Annotated in this window: 17 protein-coding genes; 14 read left to right on the top strand and 3 right to left on the bottom strand. The window is 73.7% G+C overall.

All coding sequences use genetic code 11. The annotated features are described in order from the left end of the window. The first annotated feature begins 420 nt into the window (after positions 1 to 420). The 12 genes from AF1_RS19465 (at position 421) to fdh (ending at position 12,480) form a co-directional block, all read left to right on the top strand. A complete protein-coding gene (locus AF1_RS19465; protein WP_067800954.1) occupies positions 421 to 1,386 on the top strand; it encodes an Acg family FMN-binding oxidoreductase in 966 nt (321 codons plus the stop codon). Between the two features lie 41 nt (positions 1,387 to 1,427). Further along, positions 1,428 to 1,925 (top strand): hemerythrin domain-containing protein, encoded by a 498-nt coding sequence (locus AF1_RS19470; RefSeq protein WP_067800957.1) that lies wholly within the window; start codon positions 1,428 to 1,430, stop codon positions 1,923 to 1,925. Next, a complete protein-coding gene (locus AF1_RS19475) occupies positions 1,918 to 3,336 on the top strand; it encodes a nitronate monooxygenase (protein WP_067800960.1) in 1,419 nt (472 codons plus the stop codon). Before AF1_RS19470 ends, AF1_RS19475 begins: the two co-directional genes overlap by 8 nt. Next, on the top strand, positions 3,333 to 4,517 hold the full coding sequence (locus AF1_RS19480) for a TIGR04053 family radical SAM/SPASM domain-containing protein (RefSeq protein ID WP_207394176.1): 1,185 nt from the start codon (positions 3,333 to 3,335) through the stop codon (positions 4,515 to 4,517). Before AF1_RS19475 ends, AF1_RS19480 begins: the two co-directional genes overlap by 4 nt. 118 nt (positions 4,518 to 4,635) lie before the next feature. Then, on the top strand, positions 4,636 to 4,830 hold the full coding sequence (locus AF1_RS19485) for a hypothetical protein (protein ID WP_067800963.1): 195 nt from the start codon (positions 4,636 to 4,638) through the stop codon (positions 4,828 to 4,830). Positions 4,831 to 4,864: 34 nt separating this feature from the next. Further along, entirely contained in the window at positions 4,865 to 5,278 is a 414-nt protein-coding gene (locus tag AF1_RS19490; RefSeq protein WP_207394175.1) for a PRC-barrel domain-containing protein, read from the top strand. Between the two features lie 12 nt (positions 5,279 to 5,290). Next, positions 5,291 to 5,461 (top strand): hypothetical protein, encoded by a 171-nt coding sequence (locus AF1_RS35240; protein WP_165488444.1) that lies wholly within the window; start codon positions 5,291 to 5,293, stop codon positions 5,459 to 5,461. Positions 5,462 to 5,588: 127 nt separating this feature from the next. Further along, complete coding sequence (locus AF1_RS19495) at positions 5,589 to 6,152, top strand: hemerythrin domain-containing protein (protein ID WP_067800966.1); 564 nt, start codon at positions 5,589 to 5,591, stop codon at positions 6,150 to 6,152. A gap of 193 nt (positions 6,153 to 6,345) precedes the next feature. Then, on the top strand, positions 6,346 to 6,870 hold the full coding sequence (locus AF1_RS19500; RefSeq protein ID WP_084263123.1) for a MarR family winged helix-turn-helix transcriptional regulator: 525 nt from the start codon (positions 6,346 to 6,348) through the stop codon (positions 6,868 to 6,870). 161 nt (positions 6,871 to 7,031) lie between these two features. Next, positions 7,032 to 8,345, top strand: coding sequence for a PP2C family protein-serine/threonine phosphatase (locus AF1_RS19505; RefSeq protein WP_067800972.1), 1,314 nt, complete (start codon positions 7,032 to 7,034; stop codon positions 8,343 to 8,345). 79 nt (positions 8,346 to 8,424) lie between these two features. After that, complete coding sequence (locus tag AF1_RS19510) at positions 8,425 to 9,162, top strand: SCO6745 family protein (RefSeq protein WP_067800974.1); 738 nt, start codon at positions 8,425 to 8,427, stop codon at positions 9,160 to 9,162. Positions 9,163 to 9,228: 66 nt separating this feature from the next. After that, the gene (fdh, locus tag AF1_RS19520) at positions 9,229 to 12,480 is read left to right on the top strand and encodes a formate dehydrogenase (protein ID WP_131732909.1); all 3,252 of its coding nucleotides are present in this window, start codon (positions 9,229 to 9,231) and stop codon (positions 12,478 to 12,480) included. A gap of 11 nt (positions 12,481 to 12,491) precedes the next feature. Here fdh and selD read toward each other — a convergent pair whose 3' ends face one another. From selD to selA, 3 genes are read right to left on the bottom strand one after another with little or no spacing between them, the layout of a single operon-like run. Continuing rightward, complete coding sequence (gene selD / locus AF1_RS19525; RefSeq protein ID WP_067800985.1) at positions 12,492 to 13,481, bottom strand: selenide, water dikinase SelD; 990 nt, start codon at positions 13,479 to 13,481, stop codon at positions 12,492 to 12,494. Next, positions 13,478 to 15,244, bottom strand: coding sequence for a SelB domain-containing protein (locus AF1_RS19530; RefSeq protein ID WP_242608982.1), 1,767 nt, complete (start codon positions 15,242 to 15,244; stop codon positions 13,478 to 13,480). The genes selD and AF1_RS19530 overlap by 4 nt, the downstream gene beginning before the upstream one ends. After that, the gene (gene selA / locus AF1_RS19535) at positions 15,241 to 16,560 is read right to left on the bottom strand and encodes an L-seryl-tRNA(Sec) selenium transferase (protein WP_084263125.1); all 1,320 of its coding nucleotides are present in this window, start codon (positions 16,558 to 16,560) and stop codon (positions 15,241 to 15,243) included. Before selA ends, AF1_RS19530 begins: the two co-directional genes overlap by 4 nt. Positions 16,561 to 16,694: 134 nt before the next feature. On the opposite strand from selA, the gene AF1_RS19540 reads away from it, so the two are divergent. Continuing rightward, positions 16,695 to 17,885, top strand: coding sequence for an MFS transporter (locus tag AF1_RS19540; RefSeq protein ID WP_067800992.1), 1,191 nt, complete (start codon positions 16,695 to 16,697; stop codon positions 17,883 to 17,885). Positions 17,886 to 17,991: 106 nt separating this feature from the next. Then, on the top strand, positions 17,992 to 19,698 hold the full coding sequence (locus AF1_RS19545) for an ExeM/NucH family extracellular endonuclease (RefSeq protein WP_067801040.1): 1,707 nt from the start codon (positions 17,992 to 17,994) through the stop codon (positions 19,696 to 19,698). The last annotated feature ends 73 nt before the right edge of the window (positions 19,699 to 19,771 follow it).

The following is a 19,771-nucleotide window of genomic DNA, read 5'->3' on the forward strand; positions in this document are numbered from 1 at the left end:
GCAACGCTCGTGTTCGAGGACGGCCCGGTCTGGCCGCTCGACGCGAACACCACCGCGACGGCCGTCAGCAGGGCGCCGACCACCACTCCGGCGACGGCGGGGGACGGGCGCCGGCCGAGCGACCGGACGATGGCGGCGACGGCGTGCCAGGCCGCCCGCGGGCGCGACGGTGCCCGCACCGGCGATCCGCCGGTCACGGCACATCACCCGCGCGGAGAACGATCACGACCCCAGGGTCCCGGCCGGGCCCGGCGGGCAGGAGGGTCCAAGGTCCCGGGACCACGGTCCGAAAGGCCCGGAACCTCACGTAGGGACCGCCGGACGTACCGTCCTTGGTCCCCTCCGTTGCAGGACTTTCGGCCCTGGGGGGCCCGCACCGGTGACCGGGAGCCTGTGGGGGCACAGCCCGTGGAGGTGGCCATGCCTCACCCATTCGCGACGCATGTCGGGGTCCGGCGGCTGGTGACCGCGGCCATCGCGGCGCCGTCGGTGCACAACACCCAGCCGTGGCGTTTCCGGCTCGCGGACGCCGCGGTCATGGAGCTGCACGCGGACCTGGATCGGAGGCTGGGCGTCATCGACCCGCGCGGCAGGGCCCTGCACATCAGCTGCGGGGCCGCCCTGTTCAACCTGCGGCTGGCGATCCGGGTGACCGGGCACCGGCCCCTGGTCGAGCCTTTCCCGGACGCCGCGGACCGGCCGGCGCTGCTGGCGTCCGTCCGCGCCGAGGACGCGACGATGCCGTCGCCGAGGCAGTCGGAGCTGTACGCGGCGATCCCGCACCGGCGCACCAACCGCAGTCCGTTCAGCAAACGGCGGCTGCCGCAGGTCGTCTGGGAGGAGCTGACGACCGCGGCCCGGGAGGAGGGGCTGGTCCTGAGCCTTCCCGGCCCGCAGACCACCGCGTACCTGCTCAGCCTGATCGCCGCGGCGGACGCGAAGCTCGCCGCCGACCCGGACTACCTCGCCGAGCTGGCCCGCTGGACGCCGGACCGCACCGGCAGCGACGGCATCCCCTGGTATGCGTTCGGACCGCGGCCGAGCGGACGGGGCCTGCCGCTGCGCGACTTCGGCCTGGCCGGTTCCCGGGAGGGGCGGGAGGTGGCCGACTTCGCCGCCCGCCCGCAGCTCGGCGTCCTGCTCACCAAGGGCGACGAGCCGCGGGACTGGCTGCAGGCCGGGCAGGCGCTGCAGCGTGTCCTGCTCACCGCCGCGCGGCGCGGGGTGTCGACCTCGATGCTGTCCCAGCTGCTGGACATGCGCCGCCGCGGGCCGGACGGGCGGCGGCCGCACGGCCACATCCAGGCGATCATCCGGTTCGGCTACGGGCCGCTCGTGCCCGGCACGCCGCGCCGGCCGTTCCCCGAGGTGCTGGAACGCGCCTGACCACGGATTTCCACGTATCACTCCATGAAGAAAGGCGACCGATGCCCACACTCGTCCAAGAGTTCACCGAGGTCTTCCGGACCGAGCATCGCGGTGTGCGCGACCTCCTGCTCGACCTGGTGCAGGCGTTCCGGCTCGGCGACACCGAACGGGTGCGGGAGCTGGTCGGCGCCGTCGACGCCGCCACCGGCCCGCACTTCCGGTACGAGGAGGAGTCGATGTACCCGCAGCTCGTCGCCATCTTCGGGGACGAGTACGTGGACAAGCTGCTCACCGACCACGACGGCGCGATCCGCAACGTCCGGCTGCTCCACGAGCTCGCCGGGCACGACGAGCTGACGCCGCTGCAGGCCGAGCGCGGGATCGAGCTGACCCGGCAGATCCTTCCGCACGTCAGCGACTGCGACGGGCTGTCCATCATGGTGGAGACGTTCCCCGAGGCCACGGTCGGCGACATCCTGTCGACCCGGCGCACCGCGCGCGCCGCCGGCCTGCCCCTGCTGACCTGGGCGATGACCACGCGGAACCGGGATGTCTGAGCCGGACCGGCCCCGCATCGTCCAGGGCGGCATGGGCGCGGGCGTCTCGGGGTGGCGGCTGGCGCGCGCCGTCTCCCGGACGGGACAGCTCGGCGTGGTCTCCGGGGTCGCGCTGGACGCCCTGCTCGCCCGCGGCCTCCAGGACGGGGACGAGGGCGGCCACCTGCGCCGCGCGCTCGCGCATCTCCCGCTGCCGGGGGTGGGCGAGCGGATCCTGGAGCGCTACTTCGTGCCCGGCGGCATCGAGCCCGGTGAGCGGTACCGGCCGGTCCCGAAGCTCGGCCTGCGGCCGAACAAGACGCGCGACGAGCTGACCATCGCGGGGAACTTCGCCGAGGTCTGGCTCGCAAAACAGGGACATGACGGGCTGGTCGGGATCAACTACCTGGAGAAGATCCAGCTCGCCACCCCGTCCGCCGCCTACGGGGCGATGCTCGCCGGCGTGGACTACGTCCTGATGGGCGCGGGGATTCCGAGCGAGATCCCCGCGCTGCTGAACGCGCTGGCCGACGGGTCCCCCGGGCGGCTGACGGTGACGGTCGCCGGCGCCGAGGAGGGCCGCCCGTTCGCGTTCGACCCGGCGTCGCTGGCCGAGCCCGCGATCAAGGCGAAGCGGCCGCGGTTCCTGGCGATCGTGTCCTCGTCCGTCCTCGCCATGTACCTGAACCAGTCGCCGGTCACCCGGCCGGACGGTTTCGTGCTGGAGACGGCGGTCGCGGGCGGGCACAGCGCGCCGCCGCGCGGAAAGCTGCACCTCGACGACGACGGCGAGCCGGTCTACGGCAAGCGGGACCGGATCGACCCGGCGAAGGTCGCCGCGCTCGGCCTGCCGTTCTGGGTGGCGGGCGGCTTCGCCCGGCCCGGCACGCTGGCCGAGGCGCGCTCCGCCGGCGCCGCCGGGATCCAGGCCGGCAGCGTCTTCGCGCTGTGCCGGGAATCGGGGCTCGATCCCGGGTTGCGGCAGCAGCTCGTCAAGCGGGCGCTGGACGGCACGCTCCGGGTCCGCAACGATCCCCGGGCCTCGCCGACCGGGTTCCCGTTCAAGGTCGCCGCGCTGCCGGACACGCTGTCGGAGCCGGACGTCTACGTGAAGCGTCCCCGGTTGTGCGACCTGAGCTACCTGCGCACCCCGTACCTGAAGGCGAACGGAACCGTCGGCTACCGCTGCCCGGCCGAGCCCATCGACGCCTACGTCCGCAAGGGCGGGGACATCGAGGACACGACCGGACGCCGGTGCCTGTGCAACGCGCTCGTCTCCAACATCGGGTACGGCCAGCACCGTCCGGACGGCTATGTCGAGCCGCCCATGCTCACGCTCGGCCAGGACCTCGGGTTCCTGCCCGACCTCGTCCGCACGAGGGGCGGCGACTACTCCGCCGCCGACGCCGTCGACTACCTGCTGGGAACATGAGACAGATCCGCGCTCCTCGCCATGATCCCGCCGACCGCCCGTTCATCGTGATCTGGGAGGCCACCCAGGCGTGCCCGCTGGCCTGCCGGCACTGCCGCGCCGAGGCCAGACCCGACCGCGACCCGGGCGAGCTGTCCACCTCCGAGGCGTTCGACCTCATCGAGCAGGTGGCCGCGTTCGGCAGTCCGCCGCCGCTGTTCGTCATCACCGGCGGCGACCCGTTCCAGCGGCCGGACCTGTTCGCCCTCGTCCGGCACGGTGCCCGCGTCGGCCTGCCCGTCGCGGTCTCCCCGTCCGGCACGCCGACGCTGACCTCGGAGAACCTCACCGGGTTGACGGAGGCGGGCGCGCGGGCGATCTCGCTGAGCCTGGACGGTTCGAACGCGCGCATCCACGACGACTTCCGCGCCACGCGCGGCGTCTACGGCTGGACGCTGGACGCCTGGCGGGACGCCCGCGAACTCGGGCTGAAGGTGCAGATCAACACGACGGTCGCCGGGCACAACCTGACCGACCTGCCGGAGATCGTGCGTGTCGTGCACGAGATGGGCGCGCTGACCTGGAGCGCGTTCCTGCTCGTCCCGACCGGCCGGGGCAAGCTGCTGCCCGGGCTGGACCCGCATCAGGTGGAGGACGTCCTCAACTTCGTCTACGACGCGGGGGCGCACATCCCGGCCCGCACCACCGAGGCCCACCACTTCCGCCGGATCGCCGTCCAGCGGGAGATCCTGCGGCGGCACGACGCCGACCACGTCGCCGCGCTGGGCCTGGGGCCGCTCTACAAGGAGCTACGGCACCGGCTGGAGGAGCTGGAGCTGCCGGTCCGGCGGGCCCGGCGTCCACCCATGGACGTCAACTCCGCGCGCGGGTTCGTGTTCGTCTCGCACCGGGGCACCGTGCATCCGAGCGGCTTCCTGCCGACCCCGGCGGGCAGCGTCCGGCGCGAACGGCTGACCGACATCTACCGGAACTCGCCGCTGTTCGTCGGGCTGCGCGACCCCGGCAGGCTGACCGGACGGTGCGGCGCCTGCGAGTTCCGGACGATCTGCGGCGGCTCCCGCTCGCGCGCCCTGGCCACGTCCGGCGACCCGTACGCGGAGGAACCCTGGTGTTCCTACACGCCCGGTTCCTTCCCGTACCAGGACGAACTCGGCGCCTACGGCGCGCTCGCGTACGAGTGAGGACGGACGCCGCGGACTTCGGGACGAAGGTCCCTACGGGCGAGGCGGCTGCGAAGCGAACCCTGGATTCGACACCCGCCACCGTGGGGCGGCGTGACGAGGACGAAGGAGCTTCACGATGGCAAGGCAGATCGTCACCGGCGCCGGTCCCTCGGTACAGGAGTTGGAGCACCGCATCGCCGTCCTGGAACGGCAGGTCGCGGAGCTGACCGAGACGACCCGCGCGCTGGCGGCCGCACTGGAGCACGCCTCGCCGGCCATTCCGGGCGGCGGCGCCCCCGGTCTCGTCGTGGTCCCGGCGCCCACCTGCTGACCCCGGCCGGGGCCACATCCGGGACATATCCGCCGTGAGCTGGGTAGATGAAGACTCGAAGAAGGCTTCCCACTCCAACGGCTGGATGATGGACATGTTCGAGATCGAGGACATTCGGCAGTGGCGTGGCCGCGCGGTGATCGACGAGTCCGGCAACAGGATCGGTGAGCTGGAGGCCGTCTACGTCGACACCGCCACCGACCAGCCGGCCTTCGCCACCGTCAGGACCGGCCTGCCCACCCGGCGGCGGCTGGTGTTCGCGCCGCTCGCCGGGGCGACGGTCGGGCCGGAGCACCTCCGGGTCGCGCGCCCGAAGAAGGAGGTCAGGAACGCCCCCGCGATCCACACCGACGGGGAGCTCCTCGCCGCCGACGAGCACGCCGTCTTCGCCCACTACGGCCTGGGCTACGAGGCCGCGCCCGACGAGCGCCGGCTGGCGCGCCGCTGAAGGGATCGTCCCGTGGCACTGTTCCTGTTCCTCCTGCTCATCGCGGTGGCGCTCGGCATCGTCGGCGTCGTCGTGCACGGCCTGTTCTACCTGCTGATCATCGGCATCGTGCTGTTGCTGCTCGATCTCGTGCTGAGCGGGATACGGCTGGGCCACCGGCGTGGCTCGCGTCCCACCCGGTGAGCCGTCCCCGCCCGGCAGGCATGGTCCAGCAGGCATAACGGACATTTCGCCGGGTAGCCCGTAGCGCGATGGCCGGACGACCCGGTGTCGGGGCATCCGGCGATGCACATCATCGAGGGGGGACCCCATGGCCGACGTCTTCGAGGTTCTCGGACGTGACCACGCCGAGGTCAGGCGGATACTGACCGAACTGGAGGCGGGCACGCCCGAAGGCAAGAGCCGCCTCCAACTGCGCAAGAAGATGGTGGAAGAGCTCATCATCGAGGAGTCCAAGCACGAAGCGGTGGAAGAGGAGTACTTCTGGCCGGCCGTCCGGGAGCTGGTCCCCGACGGGGACCGGCTCGCCGACAAGGCCATCGAGCAGGAGCAGGCGGGCAAGTACGTCCTGAACGATCTCCTCGGCAAGGACCCGGCGGACGAAGGCTTCGAGGACCTGCTCTCGACCTTCATCACCGACGGCCGCGAGCACATCGAGTTCGAGGAGGTCCAGGTCTGGCCCAAGCTCCGCACGGTCCTCACCGCCGAACGCGCCGAGGACCTGGGGCGCAAGCTGGACCAGGGCAAGAAGATGGCCCCCACCCGCCCGCACCCGCATACACCTCCCAAACCGGGCATCCTCAAGGCCACCGGTCCCGCGGTGGCCGCCGCCGACAAACTCCGCGACAAGCTGACCGGACGGGGGCGAGGCTGACCGCCCCTCCCCGGCCGCGCGCCAGGAGATGACCGGCGGCACACGCCGGTGCCCTCCCGGACGGCGAGGTCGGCTCGCACGACACGGTCGCGGGCGGCCCGCGCACCGCGCGGGCATGCACCGTCGCGCCGTGACGCGTGGAACGTCTATCGTGGGGAATCGCTCGCGACCGTATCGTCCGAAAGGCTGGGGTGTGAGTCAGCGACGACCGCGGCCGTCAGGCGGCGAACCGGCGGACGATGGGGCGGGCGGCGTCCCCGACGACGTCGCGGCCGCCGTGGAACGGGTGCTGAGCACGACGGCGTTGCTGTGGAGCCGCGCGGAGCAGGGCCTCGAACCCGCCATCTCGCCGATCCAGCTGCGCGCCGTGGAGGCGATCTCGCGGTTCGGGCGGCTGAACCTCGGCGGGCTGGCCGAGGAGCTCGGGGCGATCCCCTCGTCCGCGAGCCGGCTGTGCGACCGGCTTGAGGCCGCCGGGCTGATCGTGCGCGAGCCCGCCCGCGAGGACCGGCGGGAGATCATCGTCCGGCTCACCGACCAGGGCGAGCGGCTGCACACCCAGCTGGTGCGCCGGCGGCGCACGGCGGTGCGGGACGTCCTCGCGCACATGTCGCCCACGTCGCGGGCCCGGCTGATCGACGCGCTGACGGAGTTCGGCCAGGCGTGCGAGCGGCGGGACTCCGGCGAGGCCAGGGTGGTCGGGTCCCGGACGGCCTGACACCGCCGATCCGACTCGACATCAAGTATTTGCCATAGGGCAAACTCTTTGGCAGTCTTCCCCTGCGGTCCTCCGTCCGCGCCCACGAACAAAGGCGGGACGGACCGGAACGGGGCGTGGCCGCGTCCGGTATCGGGGGGCAGTAACGAGATGGGGTCGCGATGAGAACGCAGGGCCGCCCGGCCGGGGCCGGACAGGGCCGCCCGTCCGGGGGCGAGCCGTCCAGGGACGCCGGTGACGACCGTCCGCTGCGGGTCGAGCGGGCGCTGCGGGCCGCTCCCGCGCACGCGGTGCCCGAGGCGCTGGCCGCCGCGCTCCGCCGCGCGTACCCGCAGGTCTCCGGCGCCCGGCTGCTGGTGTGCGACTACCACTCCCGCGTCCTGCTGCCGGTCGAGCCGCTCACCGCCGGGCCCGCGGACGGCGAGGGGCCGGCCACCGGCGCGCTCGCCATCCGGCAGAGCAACGCCGGGCGGGCGTACCTGTCCCGCCGCGTGCTGCTCTCGGCGTCCGAGGACGGCGACCTCCCGAGCGCGACGACGACCTACATACCGATCACCGCGCGGGGCGAACGGCTCGGCGTCCTCGAAGTGAACTCGTCCGGCGCCTGGGGCGACGCGGACGCGCTGGCGGAGATCGGTGAACTGCTCGGCACCGCGCTGAAGGTCGCCTGGAACTGGACCGACCGGTACGAGCGGGCCCGGCGCCGGCAGCGCCTCACGCTCGCCGCCGAACTGCAGTGGCAGCTGCTCCCCGGCCACGCCTGCACCGACCGGGGGTTCAGCCTCGCCGGTCATCTGGAGCCCGCCTACTCGATCGGCGGGGACAACTTCGACTGGTCCGCCGAGCACGACCATCTGGCGTTGACCGTCACCAACGGGGCGGGCACCGGCATCAGCGCGGCACTGCTGACCTCGCTGACCGTCGGCGCACTGCGCAACGCGCGCCGCTCCGGCGCCGATCTCGGCGAGCAGGCGAGCCTGGCGAACGACATGGTCCACGTCCGGTACGGGGGCCGGGAGTTCACCGAGACCCTCGTCATGCGGATCGACTTCGCGGACGGGACCGTCCACATCATCGACGCGGGCTCGCCGCGCATCCTGCTGCTGCGCGGCGCCGAGGTGACGCGGGTGCCGCTGGAGCAGCAGCTTCCGCTCGGCATGTTCCCCGACACCGAGTACCGGCCCCAGCGGTTCCGCCTCGAACCCGGCGACCGGATGGTCATCGTCAGCGACGGGGTCTTCGCCGCGCGGACCGCGCGCGGCGAGTTCGGCGCGCACGCGCTGGAGCAGGCGACCCGCCGCAGCCGCCTGCAGGACGCGGCGGAGGTGCCGCTCACCATCATCAACGAGCTGATCGACTACCACGATGGCACCGGCCTGGAGGACGACGCGGTCGTGGTGTGCCTCGACTGGCACCCCTCCCCGGACGACGGCACGGCCTCTGTGCAGCGCCTCCGCGACGAGCCGGAGCCGTAGCGGAGGCCGCCGCGGGGCCGCCGCCGACCGGCGGGTAACCTCCGGCTATCAGATCACCCGGCGAACCGAGGAGCCCCCCATGCCGGAACTGAGTGCCGCGGAGACCGTGCGCGCCACCGACAAGACCATCCACGACATCGGATCGAAGTGGATGCTGGACCCGGTGATTTCGGAGCGCGGGAAGGAACTGGGGTACGCCAACCCGTTCGCGTTCTACTTCGCCGGCCGCGGCGGCGTGCTCGGCGATGTCGACGGCAGCGTGGTCTCGGCCGCGCTGGGCTGGTTCGAGCCGCGAACCGTCCGGGCCATGTGGGACGAGGGCGTCGCGGTCGCCGGGGCCAGGGAGGCCGCGCGGCGCTACGCGCGGGCGTTCACCGCCTGGGGCGAGGAGCGCCTCCCGGACGACCCGCGCCTGTGCGAGCTGGCCGAGCGGGTCGCCGGCGCCACCGAGGGCTCGGGCCTGCCGCTGTTCTGCGGCTGGCGCGCCGAGCCGCTGCCGGACAGCGGCCCCGGCCGGCTGCTGCAGGTGCTGCAGGTGCTGCGGGAACTGCGGGGCGGCCTGCACCTGGTCGCCACGACGGCCGTCGGCCTGGCGCCGGTGGAGGCGATCTTGACCGGGGACGGGGAGGGCACCGCGAAGTTCCTCGGCTGGCGGGGCGACTTCCCCGACTGCGCGGCGCTGAAGCCCCGCCGCGCGGAGGCCGAGGAGATCACCGACAGCCTCGCCGCCGCGGTGTACGAGCGGGCGCTGTCCCCGTCCGAACGCGCCGAGTTCGCCGGCCTGGTCGCGAAGGCGGGCGCCGCCGTCCTCGGCTGAGCGCCTTGTTTCACGGGCCGCGCGGCGGGTAGGTGGACGGCGCGCCAAGGTGAAGGGCGGTGGGGCGTGGGCGTCCGTACATGGATCGGGTCATGGCCCGTCTACCGCCAGTTCACCGGCGATGACCCGCTCGGCCGCGGAGCCGCGGCCAAGAGCGCGGGGACCGAGCGGATCAGGGCGAGGGTGAGCACGGCCGACCAGGTCGTGAAGTCCGTCTGCCCGTACTGCGCGGTCGGCTGCGGGCAGGACGTGTACGTCAAGGACGGCAAGGTCGTCCAGATCGAGGGCGACCCGGACTCGCCGATCAGCCGGGGCCGGCTGTGCCCGAAGGGCTCGGCCAGCCTCCAGCTGACCACCGGGTCGGCCCGCGAGCACCAGGTGCTCTACCGGCGCCCGCACGGCACCGGCTGGGAGCGCCTCGACCTCGACACGGCGATGGACATGATCGCCGACCGGGTGATCGAGACGCGCCGGCGCGGCTGGCAGTGGGAGGAGCAGGGCCTGCGGGTGCGGCGCACGCTGGGCATCGCGAGCCTCGGCGGCGCCACCCTCGACAACGAGGAGAACTACCTGATCAAGAAGCTGTTCACCGCGCTCGGCGCGGTGCAGATCGAAAATCAGGCGCGCGTTTGACACTCCTCCACCGTTCCCGGTCTGGGAACCTCGTTCGGACGCGGCGGCGCGACCACCTTCCAGCAGGACCTGCAGAACTCGGACTGCATCGTCATCCAGGGCTCGAACATGGCCGAGTGCCATCCGGTCGGGTTCCAGTGGGTGATGGAGGCGAAGGCGCGCGGCGCGAAGCTGATCCACGTCGATCCGCGGTTCACGCGGACGAGCGCGCTCGCGGACGCGCACGTCCCGCTGCGCGCGGGCAGCGACATCGCGTTCCTCGGCGGGATCATCAACTACGTCCTGGAGAACGAGAAGTACTTCCGCGACTACGTGGTGGCCTACACCAACGCGCCGGTGATCCTCACCGAGGACTTCCGCGACACCGAGGACCTCGACGGCGTGTTCTCCGGCCTGGACCCGCAGAAGCGCAGCTACGACCACACGACATGGCAGTACGAGGGCCTGGAGGTCCAGTCGGCCGCCGGCCGGCGCGACATGGAGTACGGCGAGCGCGTCACCTCCCTCGCGGAGGCGGCCCGCGGTGAGGCGCACGGTTCGGGCGGCGCGGCGCTCGGCGAGGGCGACCCGCGGCGCGACCCGACGCTGGAGCATCCGCGCTGCGTGTTCCAGGTGCTCAAGCGGCACTTCTCGCGGTACACGCCGGAGATGGTCGAGCGGATCTGCGGCGTCCCGCGCGACCGGTTCCTCCGGGTGTGCGAGACGCTCACCGAGAACTCCGGCCGGGACCGGACGTCCGCGTTCGTGTACGCGGTGGGCTGGACGCAGCACTCGGTCGGCGTCCAGTACATCCGGACGGCGGCGATCCTGCAGGGGCTGCTCGGCAACATCGGGCGGCCGGGCGGCGGCATCATGGCGCTGCGCGGGCACGCGTCCATCCAGGGGTCGACCGACATCCCGACGCTGTTCAACCTGCTGCCCGGCTACATCCCGATGCCGCACGCGCACACCAACCAGGACCTGGACTCGTTCATCCAGGCCGAGGCCGCGCGCAAGGGCTTCTGGGGCGACATGCGCGCCTACCTCGTCAGCCTGCTGAAGTCGTACTGGGGTGACGCGGCGACCGAGGACAACGAGTACTGCTTCGACTATCTGCCGCGGCTGACCGGCTCGCACAGCACGTACGAGACGGCGATGGCGCAGATCAACGGCGTGTGCAAGGGCTACTTCCTGATGGGCGAGAACCCGGCCGTCGGGTCCGCGAACGCCAAGATCCAGCGGCTCGGGATGGCGAACCTCGACTGGCTCGTCGTCCGCGACTTCTCGCTGATCGAGTCGGCGACGTGGTGGAAGGACGGCCCGGAGATCGAGTCGGGTGAGATGCGCACCGAGGACATCGGCACCGAGGTGTTCTTCCTCCCGGCCGCCGCGCACACCGAGAAGGACGGCAGCTTCACCAACACCCAGCGCATGCTGCAGTGGCACCACAAGGCGGTGGAGCCCGCCGGGGACGCGCGCAGCGACCTGTGGTTCACCTACCACCTGGGCCGCATCATCCGGGCGAAGCTCGCCGCGTCCAGCGACGAGATGAACCGCCCGATCCTCGACCTGACGTGGGACTATCCGACGCACGGCGAGCTGGACGAACCGGACGCCGAGGCGGTGCTCGCCGAGATCAACGGCTTCGACGCCGACGGGAACCCGCTGTCGTCCTATACGCAGCTGAAGGACGACGGGTCCACAAGGTGCGGCTGCTGGATCTACTGTGGCTGCTACGCCGACGGCGTCAACCAGCCCGCCCGCCGCAAGCCCGGCAAGGACCAGCACTGGGTCGCCCCCGAGTGGGGCTGGGCGTGGCCCGCGAACCGCCGCATCCTCTACAACCGGGCGTCCGCCGACCCGGACGGCAACCCGTGGAGCGACCGCAAGGCCTACGTCTGGTGGGACGCCGGGAAAGGCCGATGGACGGGCCACGACGTGCCCGACTTCATCGCCGACCGGCCGCCGGACTACAAGCCGCCGCGGGACGCGAGGGGCCCGGACGCGCTCGCCGGCACCGACCCGTTCATCATGCAGGCGGACGGGAAGGCATGGCTGTTCGTCCCGGCCGGGCTGACGGACGGCCCGCTACCGGCGCACTACGAGCCGCAGGAGTCGCCGTTCACCAACCCGCTGTACAAGCAGCAGCGCAACCCCGTCCGGCATCTGCTGCCGCCGCATCCCGACAACCGGTACGGGCCGAGCGGCGACGCGCCGGGCGCGGAGGTGTACCCGTTCGTGGTGACGACGTACCGGCTCACCGAGCACCACACGGCGGGCGGCATGTCGCGCTGGCAGCCGTACCTCGCCGAGCTGCAGCCGGAGTTCTTCTGCGAGGTGTCGCCGGAGCTGGCGGCCGAGCGGAGCCTGGAGCACGGCGGCTGGGCGACGATCGTCAGCCCGCGCGCCGTGATCGAGGCCCGCGTCCTGGTCACCGACCGGATGCGGCCCCTCGTCGTGGACGGCCGGACCGTCCACCAGATCGGCCTGCCCTACCACTGGGGGCCGAACGGCTACAGCCGCGGTGACGCCGCGAACGAGCTGCTGCACCTCGCCCTCGACCCGAACACGCACATCCAGGAGGCCAAGGCCATCTCCTGCGACATCCGCCCCGGCCGCCGCCCGCGCGGCGCCGCCGCCGGCGCGCTGGTCCGCCGCTACCGGGAGCGGGCCGGCATCACCGCCGAAACGGGCACCGAGATCTAGCGGACGACGCTCTAACGGACGACGAGGGGGGTGTCGCCGGCGGGGACCAGTTCGCCGATGACGGGGGCGCCGGGGATCTCGCCGGCGATGAGGAGGCCGCCGGAGGTCTGCGCGTCGGCGAGCAGCAGCCGGTCCTCCTGCGGTGTCGCGCCGAAGTCGGTGTGCGGGGCGACCCAGGCGAGGTTGCGGCGGGTGCCGCCGCTGACGTACCCGTCGCGGAGGGACGCGCGGGCGCCGTCCAGGTAGGGGACGGCGGCGGCGTCGACCACGGCGGTGACCCCGGACGCGCGGGCCAGTTTGTAGAGATGGCCGAGCAGCCCGAAGCCGGTGACGTCGGTGGCGCAGACGGCGCCCGCGTCGAGCGCGGCGGCGGACGCGTCCCGGTTCAGCTCGACCATGGTGGCGACGGCGTGGTCGAACACCTCGCCGGTCGCCTTGTGCCGGTTGTTCAGCACCCCGAGGCCGAGCGGTTTGGTGAGGGTGAGCGGCACGCCGGGCTTGCCGGTGTCGTTGCGCAGGAGCGCGGCGGGGTCGGCGACACCGGTGACGGCCATGCCGTACTTGGGTTCGGGGTCGTCCACGCTGTGGCCGCCGCCGACATGGCAGCCCGCCTGCGCGGCGACGTCCAGGCCGCCGCGCAGGACCTCGCGCGCCAGGTCGAACGGCAGCACCTCGCGGGGCCACGCGAGCAGGTTCACCGCGACGATGGGCCGGCCGCCGACCGCGTAGACGTCGGAGAGCGCGTTGGCGGCGGCGATGCGTCCCCAGTCGTAGGGGTCGTCGACGACGGGGGTGAAGAAGTCGGCGGTGGCGACGGTGGCCAGGCCGTCGCGGAGGCGGACGACGGCGGCGTCGTCACCGGTGTCCAGCCCGACGAGCAGTTCGGCGTTGGGCTGCGCGGGGGCGGTGTTCAGGCCGGCGACGACGTCCTCCAGCTCACCTGGCGGGATCTTGCAGGCGCAGCCGCCGCCGTGCGCGTACTGGGTCAGCCTCTTCATCATGTCGTCCTTTCGGTGCAGCGGCGGCGGAGGTCGTCCACCCTGACCGTGTAGCCCCGCTCGTCGAGGTGCTCCAGGAGCGGGACGGCGACGCGGCGGGTGGTGCCAAGCGCGCGGCGCGCCTCGCTCAGCGTGAACGGGCCGCCCAGCTTCGCCAGGAGCGCGGCGGCGCGGGCGTCGTCGCCGGGCAGCAGGACGATGCCGGCGCCGACCTTGAGGAGCGCGCCGGTCGCCGCGGCGGCGGCGAGCATCTTCGGGGTCAGGCCGAGTTCGGCGAGGCGGCCCGCGTCCGGGGCCTGGAACGGGGCGCCGGTCAGGTCGCGGCGGACGGCGTCGACGGCCCGCCGGACGGCCGGCGGCAGTTCGGGGGCGGTCGTCCGGCCGTAGATGCGGCCGTCGCGCCGCCGCAGGCCGGCGGCGAGGGCCTCGACGAGCGCGCGGTCGGGCAGGCCGAGGGCGCGGCGGGCGGCGTCGGCGGAAAGGCCGGGGTCGGCCGGGTGGGCGGCGGCGTGCTCCTCGACGGCCGCGATGAGGCGTTCGCGGAGGTCCGCCCAGTGGCCGGGGTCGGCGAGCCAGTCCCCCGCGACCGGCTCGGCCGGGACGGGCACGCCCATCGCGACCAGGTCCGTGCGCGTGATCAGCCTGCGGCGGCGGAGTTCGCCGGCACCGTCGGGGCGTCCGGTGATCGAGGCGAGTTCGCGGGCCCGCGCCGCCGCCGCACCGCGCCGCGTGAACGGCTCGGGGCGGACGTCCAGCACAGTGACCCCGGCCGGGACGCGATGCCGCCCGGGGTCGCGGAGCAGCGCGCCGTCACCGATCCGCAGCGGCAGCGTCCGCCGCAGAGCCAGCCGCGCGGTGTCGTCGCCGAGCGGACGCACATGGACCGGCACCGCCGCCGAGCCCACGTGCAGGATCAGCTCGCACGGCAGGTCGCGCGCCGGTTCGCCGCGCAGCCGCACGTCGACGACGTCGGCGGTGAGCCAGCGTCCCGGGGTGAGCAGGGCTTCGCCGCGGCCCGCCCCGCCCGCGCCTCCGTGCAGGTTCACCGCGACGCGGGCGACCGCGCCGACCCGGTCGCGGTCCTCCTTGAGGCTTTGCAGGCCGCGCACGCGCACGAGGTCGCCGCCGCAGGCCAGGCGGTCGCCGACGCTGATCGTCCCGGCGCCGAGCGTCCCGGTCACGACCGTGCCCCTGCCCCGGATCGTGAAGACCCGGTCGATCCAGAGCCGCACGTCGGCGTCCGCGTCCGGGGCGGGAAGGGACGCGGTGAGCCGTTCCAGGGCGGCGCGCAGGTCGTCCAGGCCCTCGCCGGTGGTGCCGCTCACCATGACGGACTCGACTTCGCCGAGCGAGGTGGCCGCGATGCGGGAGAGTGCCTCCTCCCGCGCCAGGTCCGCCATGCCGGCGCCCGCGAGGTCGCGGCGCGTCACGACGAGGAGCCCGTGCCGCACGCCGAGCGCGTCCAGCACCGCCAGGTGCTCCTCCGACTGCCGCTGCCAGCCCTGGTCCGCCGCGACCACGAACATGACGGCCGGGACGGGCCCGACACCGGCCAGCATCGTGGCGACGAGGCGCTCATGCCCGGGGACGTCGACGAACGCGAGGCGATCCCCGCCGGGGAGGGTGGTCCAGGCGAAGCCCAGCTCGATCGTCAGGCCGCGCCGCCGCTCCTCCTCCAGCCGGTCGGGTTCCATCCCGGTGAGGGCGCGGACCAGCGTGGACTTGCCGTGGTCCACATGCCCGGCGGTCGCGACGACGTGCATCATCGCGCCGCCTCCCGGACGGCTTCGGCCAGGTCGTCGTCCTGGCCGGGCGGTACCGAGCGCAGGTCGAGCAGGCATCGCCCGTCCTCGACCCGCCCCATCACGGCCGGGACGCCGCGCCGCAGCCGCGCCGCGAACGCCTCGGGCACCGCCACGGCCGCGCTCGGCAGGACGACACCGGGCGCGCCGCCGCCCCCGACCGCCGCCTCGCTCTCCACGGCCCTCGCGTCGATCCCCTCGCCGCGCAGGAGCGCGGCCAGGCGCCCGGCACGCTCCCGCAGCGTCCCGGCGGCGGCGTGCAGGGCCTGTTCCGTCGGGGTGCGCGGGCCCCGGACGGTGGCCTCCAGCGCGGCGAGCGTCATCTTGTCGACGCGCAGCGCCCGCGCCAGCGGATGGCGGGCCAGCCGCCGCACCAGGTCCCGCCGCCCGAGGACGAGCCCGCACTGCGGGCCGCCGAGCAGCTTGTCGCCGCTGGCGGTGACCAGGTGCGCGCCCGCCTTGAGCATGGACGCGGCGTCGGGCTCGTCCGGCAGCAGCGGTTCGGGCGCGAGGAGACCGGAGCCGATGTCGGCGACGACCGGGACCCCGAGGCCGGTCAGCTCGGCGACGTCCGCGGCCCGTGTGAAGCCGGTCATGCGGAAGTTCGACGGATGCACCTTGAGGATGAAGCCCGTGCCGGCGCCGACGGCCGCCGCGTAGTCGTCCGGCGACGTCCGGTTCGTGGTGCCGACCTCGCGCAGCCGGGCGCCCGTCGCGGCGAGCAGTTCCGGGATCCGGAAGCCGTCCCCGATCTCCACCATCTCGCCGCGGCTGATGACGATCTCCCGGCCGGGCGCGAGCGTGGCCGCGGCCAGCACGAGCGCCGCCGCGCCGTTGTTGACGACGTGCGCGGCCTCCGCCTGCGGGACCCGCTCCACCAGGGCCGCCAGCACGGACCGTCCGCGTCTCGCCCGCCGGCCCGTCTCCAGGTCGAGTTCGACGTCGGTCGCACCGGACGCCACCGCGACCGCGTCCCGCGCGGCGTCCGACAGCGGCGCCCGCCCGAGGTTGGTGTGCAGCAGGACACCGGTCGCGTTGATCACGGGGCGCAGCCCCGACGCGGTCACCGGCAGCGCCGCGGCGGCCGCGTCCGCCACCGCGTCCGGCGCGATCTCCCCCGCCCGGGCCCGCCGCTGTGCCGCGACGACGGCCGCCTTCACCACGCCGCGGCCGAGCCGCCCGGCGGCCTCGGCGAGCCGCGGGTCGGCGAGCAGCGTGTCGGTGCGGGCGATCCGCCGCCGCCCGTCCTTCCCCACGACGGGCACGGCTTCACGATCCATCAGGCGACCTCCGGGAGACACCGCTACCCGTCAGCATCGCACGCAAACGGCCGGCCGTGGCGGCGTGATCCTTCGCGTAGCCGGCGGCGGACTCGAAGGCCGGAATGTCTGGTCGGTCGCCTAGTGTCGCGGTCATGAGCGAGTCACTCCGGCACGCCGAGCACCCCCGAGCCGAACGGCCGCGCCTGGTCACGCGGCCCGTGGCGCAGGTGTTCGCGGCCACCTTCACGAGCCTGTCGGGTGTGTTCCTGCTGATGTCGGTCGTCCCGATGTACGCGGTGGCAGGCGGGGCGGGCCGTACCGGCGCCGGTGTCGCCACGGGCGCGCTGATGCTGACGACGGTGCTCGCCGAACTCGCCCTCCCCCGCCTGCTCACCCGGTTCGGGTACGTGCCGGTGCTCGCGGCGGGGCTGCTGCTGCTCGGGCTTCCGCCGCTCGTGCTGACCGCCTCGTCCGGCATGGCGGCGATCACCTTGGTGAGCCTGGTGCGCGGGCTCGGCTTCGGGGTCGTCGTGGTCGTCCCGAACGCGCTGGTGGCGGCGCTGGCCCCGGCGGGGCGGCGCGGCGAGGCGCTCGGCGTGTTCGGCATCACGGCCGGCCTGCCGGCGGTGCTCGCGCTGCCGTTCGGGGTGTGGCTCGCCGAACGCGTCGGCTACCCGCCCGTGTTCATCGCCGCCTCGGTGATCCCGCTCGCCGCGCTGGCCACGCTCCCCGGCCTGCCGCGCCGTCCCGCGCCGGCGTCCGCCCAGGAGTCCTTCGGCATCGTCGCGGGGCTGCGGTCACCGGCGCTGCTCCGCCCGGCGGCGGCGTTCGCCGCGACCGCGATGGCGGCGGGCATCCTGATCACGTTCCTGCCGACGGCGGTCCCGGCCGGGGGCGTCGCCGCGGCGGCACTGTTCGTCCAGGCGGCCGTGACCACGCTCACCCGCTGGTGGGCGGGACGGATCGGCGACCGGCACGGCACCGCGCGCCTGCTGATGCCCGCCATGGCCATGGCGGCGGCCGGCATCGCCCTGCTGTGCCTCGTCCCGCACCCGGCCGCCGTCTTCGCCTCGATGCTCCTGTTCGGCGCCGGTTTCGGCGCCACCCAGAGCGCGACCCTGCCCATCATGTACGAACGGGTGCCCGCCTCGGGCTACGGCACGGTCAGCGCCCTGTGGAACGTCGGCTACGACGGAGGCATGGGCGTGGGCAGCGCCGCCTTCGGCCTGGCCGCCACCCATACCGGCTACCCCTGGGCGTTCGCCCTGACCTCCGCGGTCATGGTCCTCGCGCTCCCGCTGGCGGCCGGAGCGGCGGGGAGGAGGCCGGAGGTCTCCAGGTAGTGGCGGCCGCGGGGGGTGATGCTCGAATCTGACAAGCCGTTGCAAATTGGTGGAGTCTTCATTAATGGTTCGCCGGGCCGGCGACGCGCCGCCCTACCCTCCCGCCATGCGCCGAACAGCAGCAGCACTCGCGACCGTCCTGACCGCCGGCCTCGCCGCCGGCGTGCCGCCGGCCGCCGCGGCGGAGCCGTCCACCTGCGGCACCCCCGCCGACCACCAGATCGCCGACGTCCAGGGCAGCGGGACCGCGAGCCCTCTCACCGGGCGGACCGTCCGGGTCGAAGGCATCGTCACCGCCGACTTCCAGCGGCCCGACCAGCTCAAGGGCTTCTTCATCCAGGACCCGACGCCCGACCGCGACCCCCGGACGTCCGACGGGTTGTTCGTCTACTCCACCGAGGAGGTCGCGCCCGGTGACCGGGTGCTCGTGACCGGCACGGCCGTCGAGTACAACGGGCTCACCGAACTGTCGCCCGTGTCCGCCGTCGACGTGTGCGGCACGGGGCGGATCGCCCCGGCCCGCGTCCGGCTTCCGCTGCGCGACGGCGTGGACGCTCCAGGCGTCCCGCCCCTGGAGCGGTACGAGGGCATGCTGCTGCGGTTCGGGCAGCGGCTCACCGCCACCGAGGTCTACCGGCTCGGACGGTACGGGGAGGTCACGGTCTCGGCGGGCGGCCGGCTCTTCCAGCCGACCGACGGCCACGGCTCGACGCAGGCGGGCAACGACGCGCGCAGGCTGCTCGTCGACGACGGCTCGAACGTCCAGAACCCGGACACGATCCCGTACACCGACCCGCGCGTCCTGCGGATCGGCGACTCGGCGTACGGGCTGACGGGCGTCCTCGGTCACGGGTTCGGCGAATACCGGCTGGAGCCCACCAGGACGGTGCGTTTCGCCGCCACCGACCCGCGACCGGAGAAGCCCCGGCATGTCGGCGGGGACGTGCGCGTCGCGAGCTTCAACACGCTCAACTGGTTCACGACGCTGAACAGGCGCGGTGCCGACACGGCGGAGGAGCAGGAGCGGCAGCTCACCAAGCTGGCCGCCGCGCTCAAGGGGCTGGACGCCGACGTCGTCGGGCTCATGGAGGTCGAGAACAACGGCGACACCGCCGTGCGGGCCATCGTGGACCGGCTGAACCGGGACGCGGGCGCCGCGACGTACGCGTGGGTGCGGCACCCGTACCCGGGAACGGACGAGATCCACGTCGCGCTCATCTACCGGCCGGCGAAGGTCACCCCGGTCGGCGCGGCACGCTCGGCGCAGGACCCGGTCTTCGACCGCCCGCCGCTGGTGCAGACGTTCCGGCCCGCGTCCGGCGGGACGGCGTTCACCATGATCGTCAATCATTTCAAGTCGAAGGGCTGCGGCGGCGCCACCGGGCCCGACCGGGACCAGGGCGACGGCCAGGGCTGCTACAACGCCCGCCGCGTCGCCCAGGCGGAGGCGATCGGCGCGCTCGCGGCGGAGTCGGAGAACCCGCTCGTCGTCGGCGACCTCAACGCCTACACGGCCGAGGACCCGGTGAAGGTGCTCACCGGCGCGGGGCTCGTGTCGCAGACGCAGCGGTTCGTCCGTCCCGGTGAGCGGTACAGCTACGTGTTCGACGGGCAGTCGGGCGAGCTGGACCACGCGCTGGCCGGAGGGTCCCTGTCGCGGCGCGTGACGGGCGCGACGATCTGGCACGTCAACAGCGACGAGCCCGTGTTCCTCGACTACAACACCGAGTACAACCCGCCGCGGTTCTACCGGCCGGACGCGTTCCGCTCGTCCGACCACGACCCCGTCCTGCTGGGTCTCGATCTGCGCTGACCCGTGCCGGGCCGGCCGCCGGAGAATGGCGGCCGGCCCCTCGCGCACTGCGGGCACGAAGCGTATGATCCGG

Origin of the sequence: Actinomadura formosensis NBRC 14204 (assembly GCF_001552155.1) — a bacterium.
Lineage (GTDB): Bacteria > Actinomycetota > Actinomycetes > Streptosporangiales > Streptosporangiaceae > Spirillospora > Spirillospora formosensis.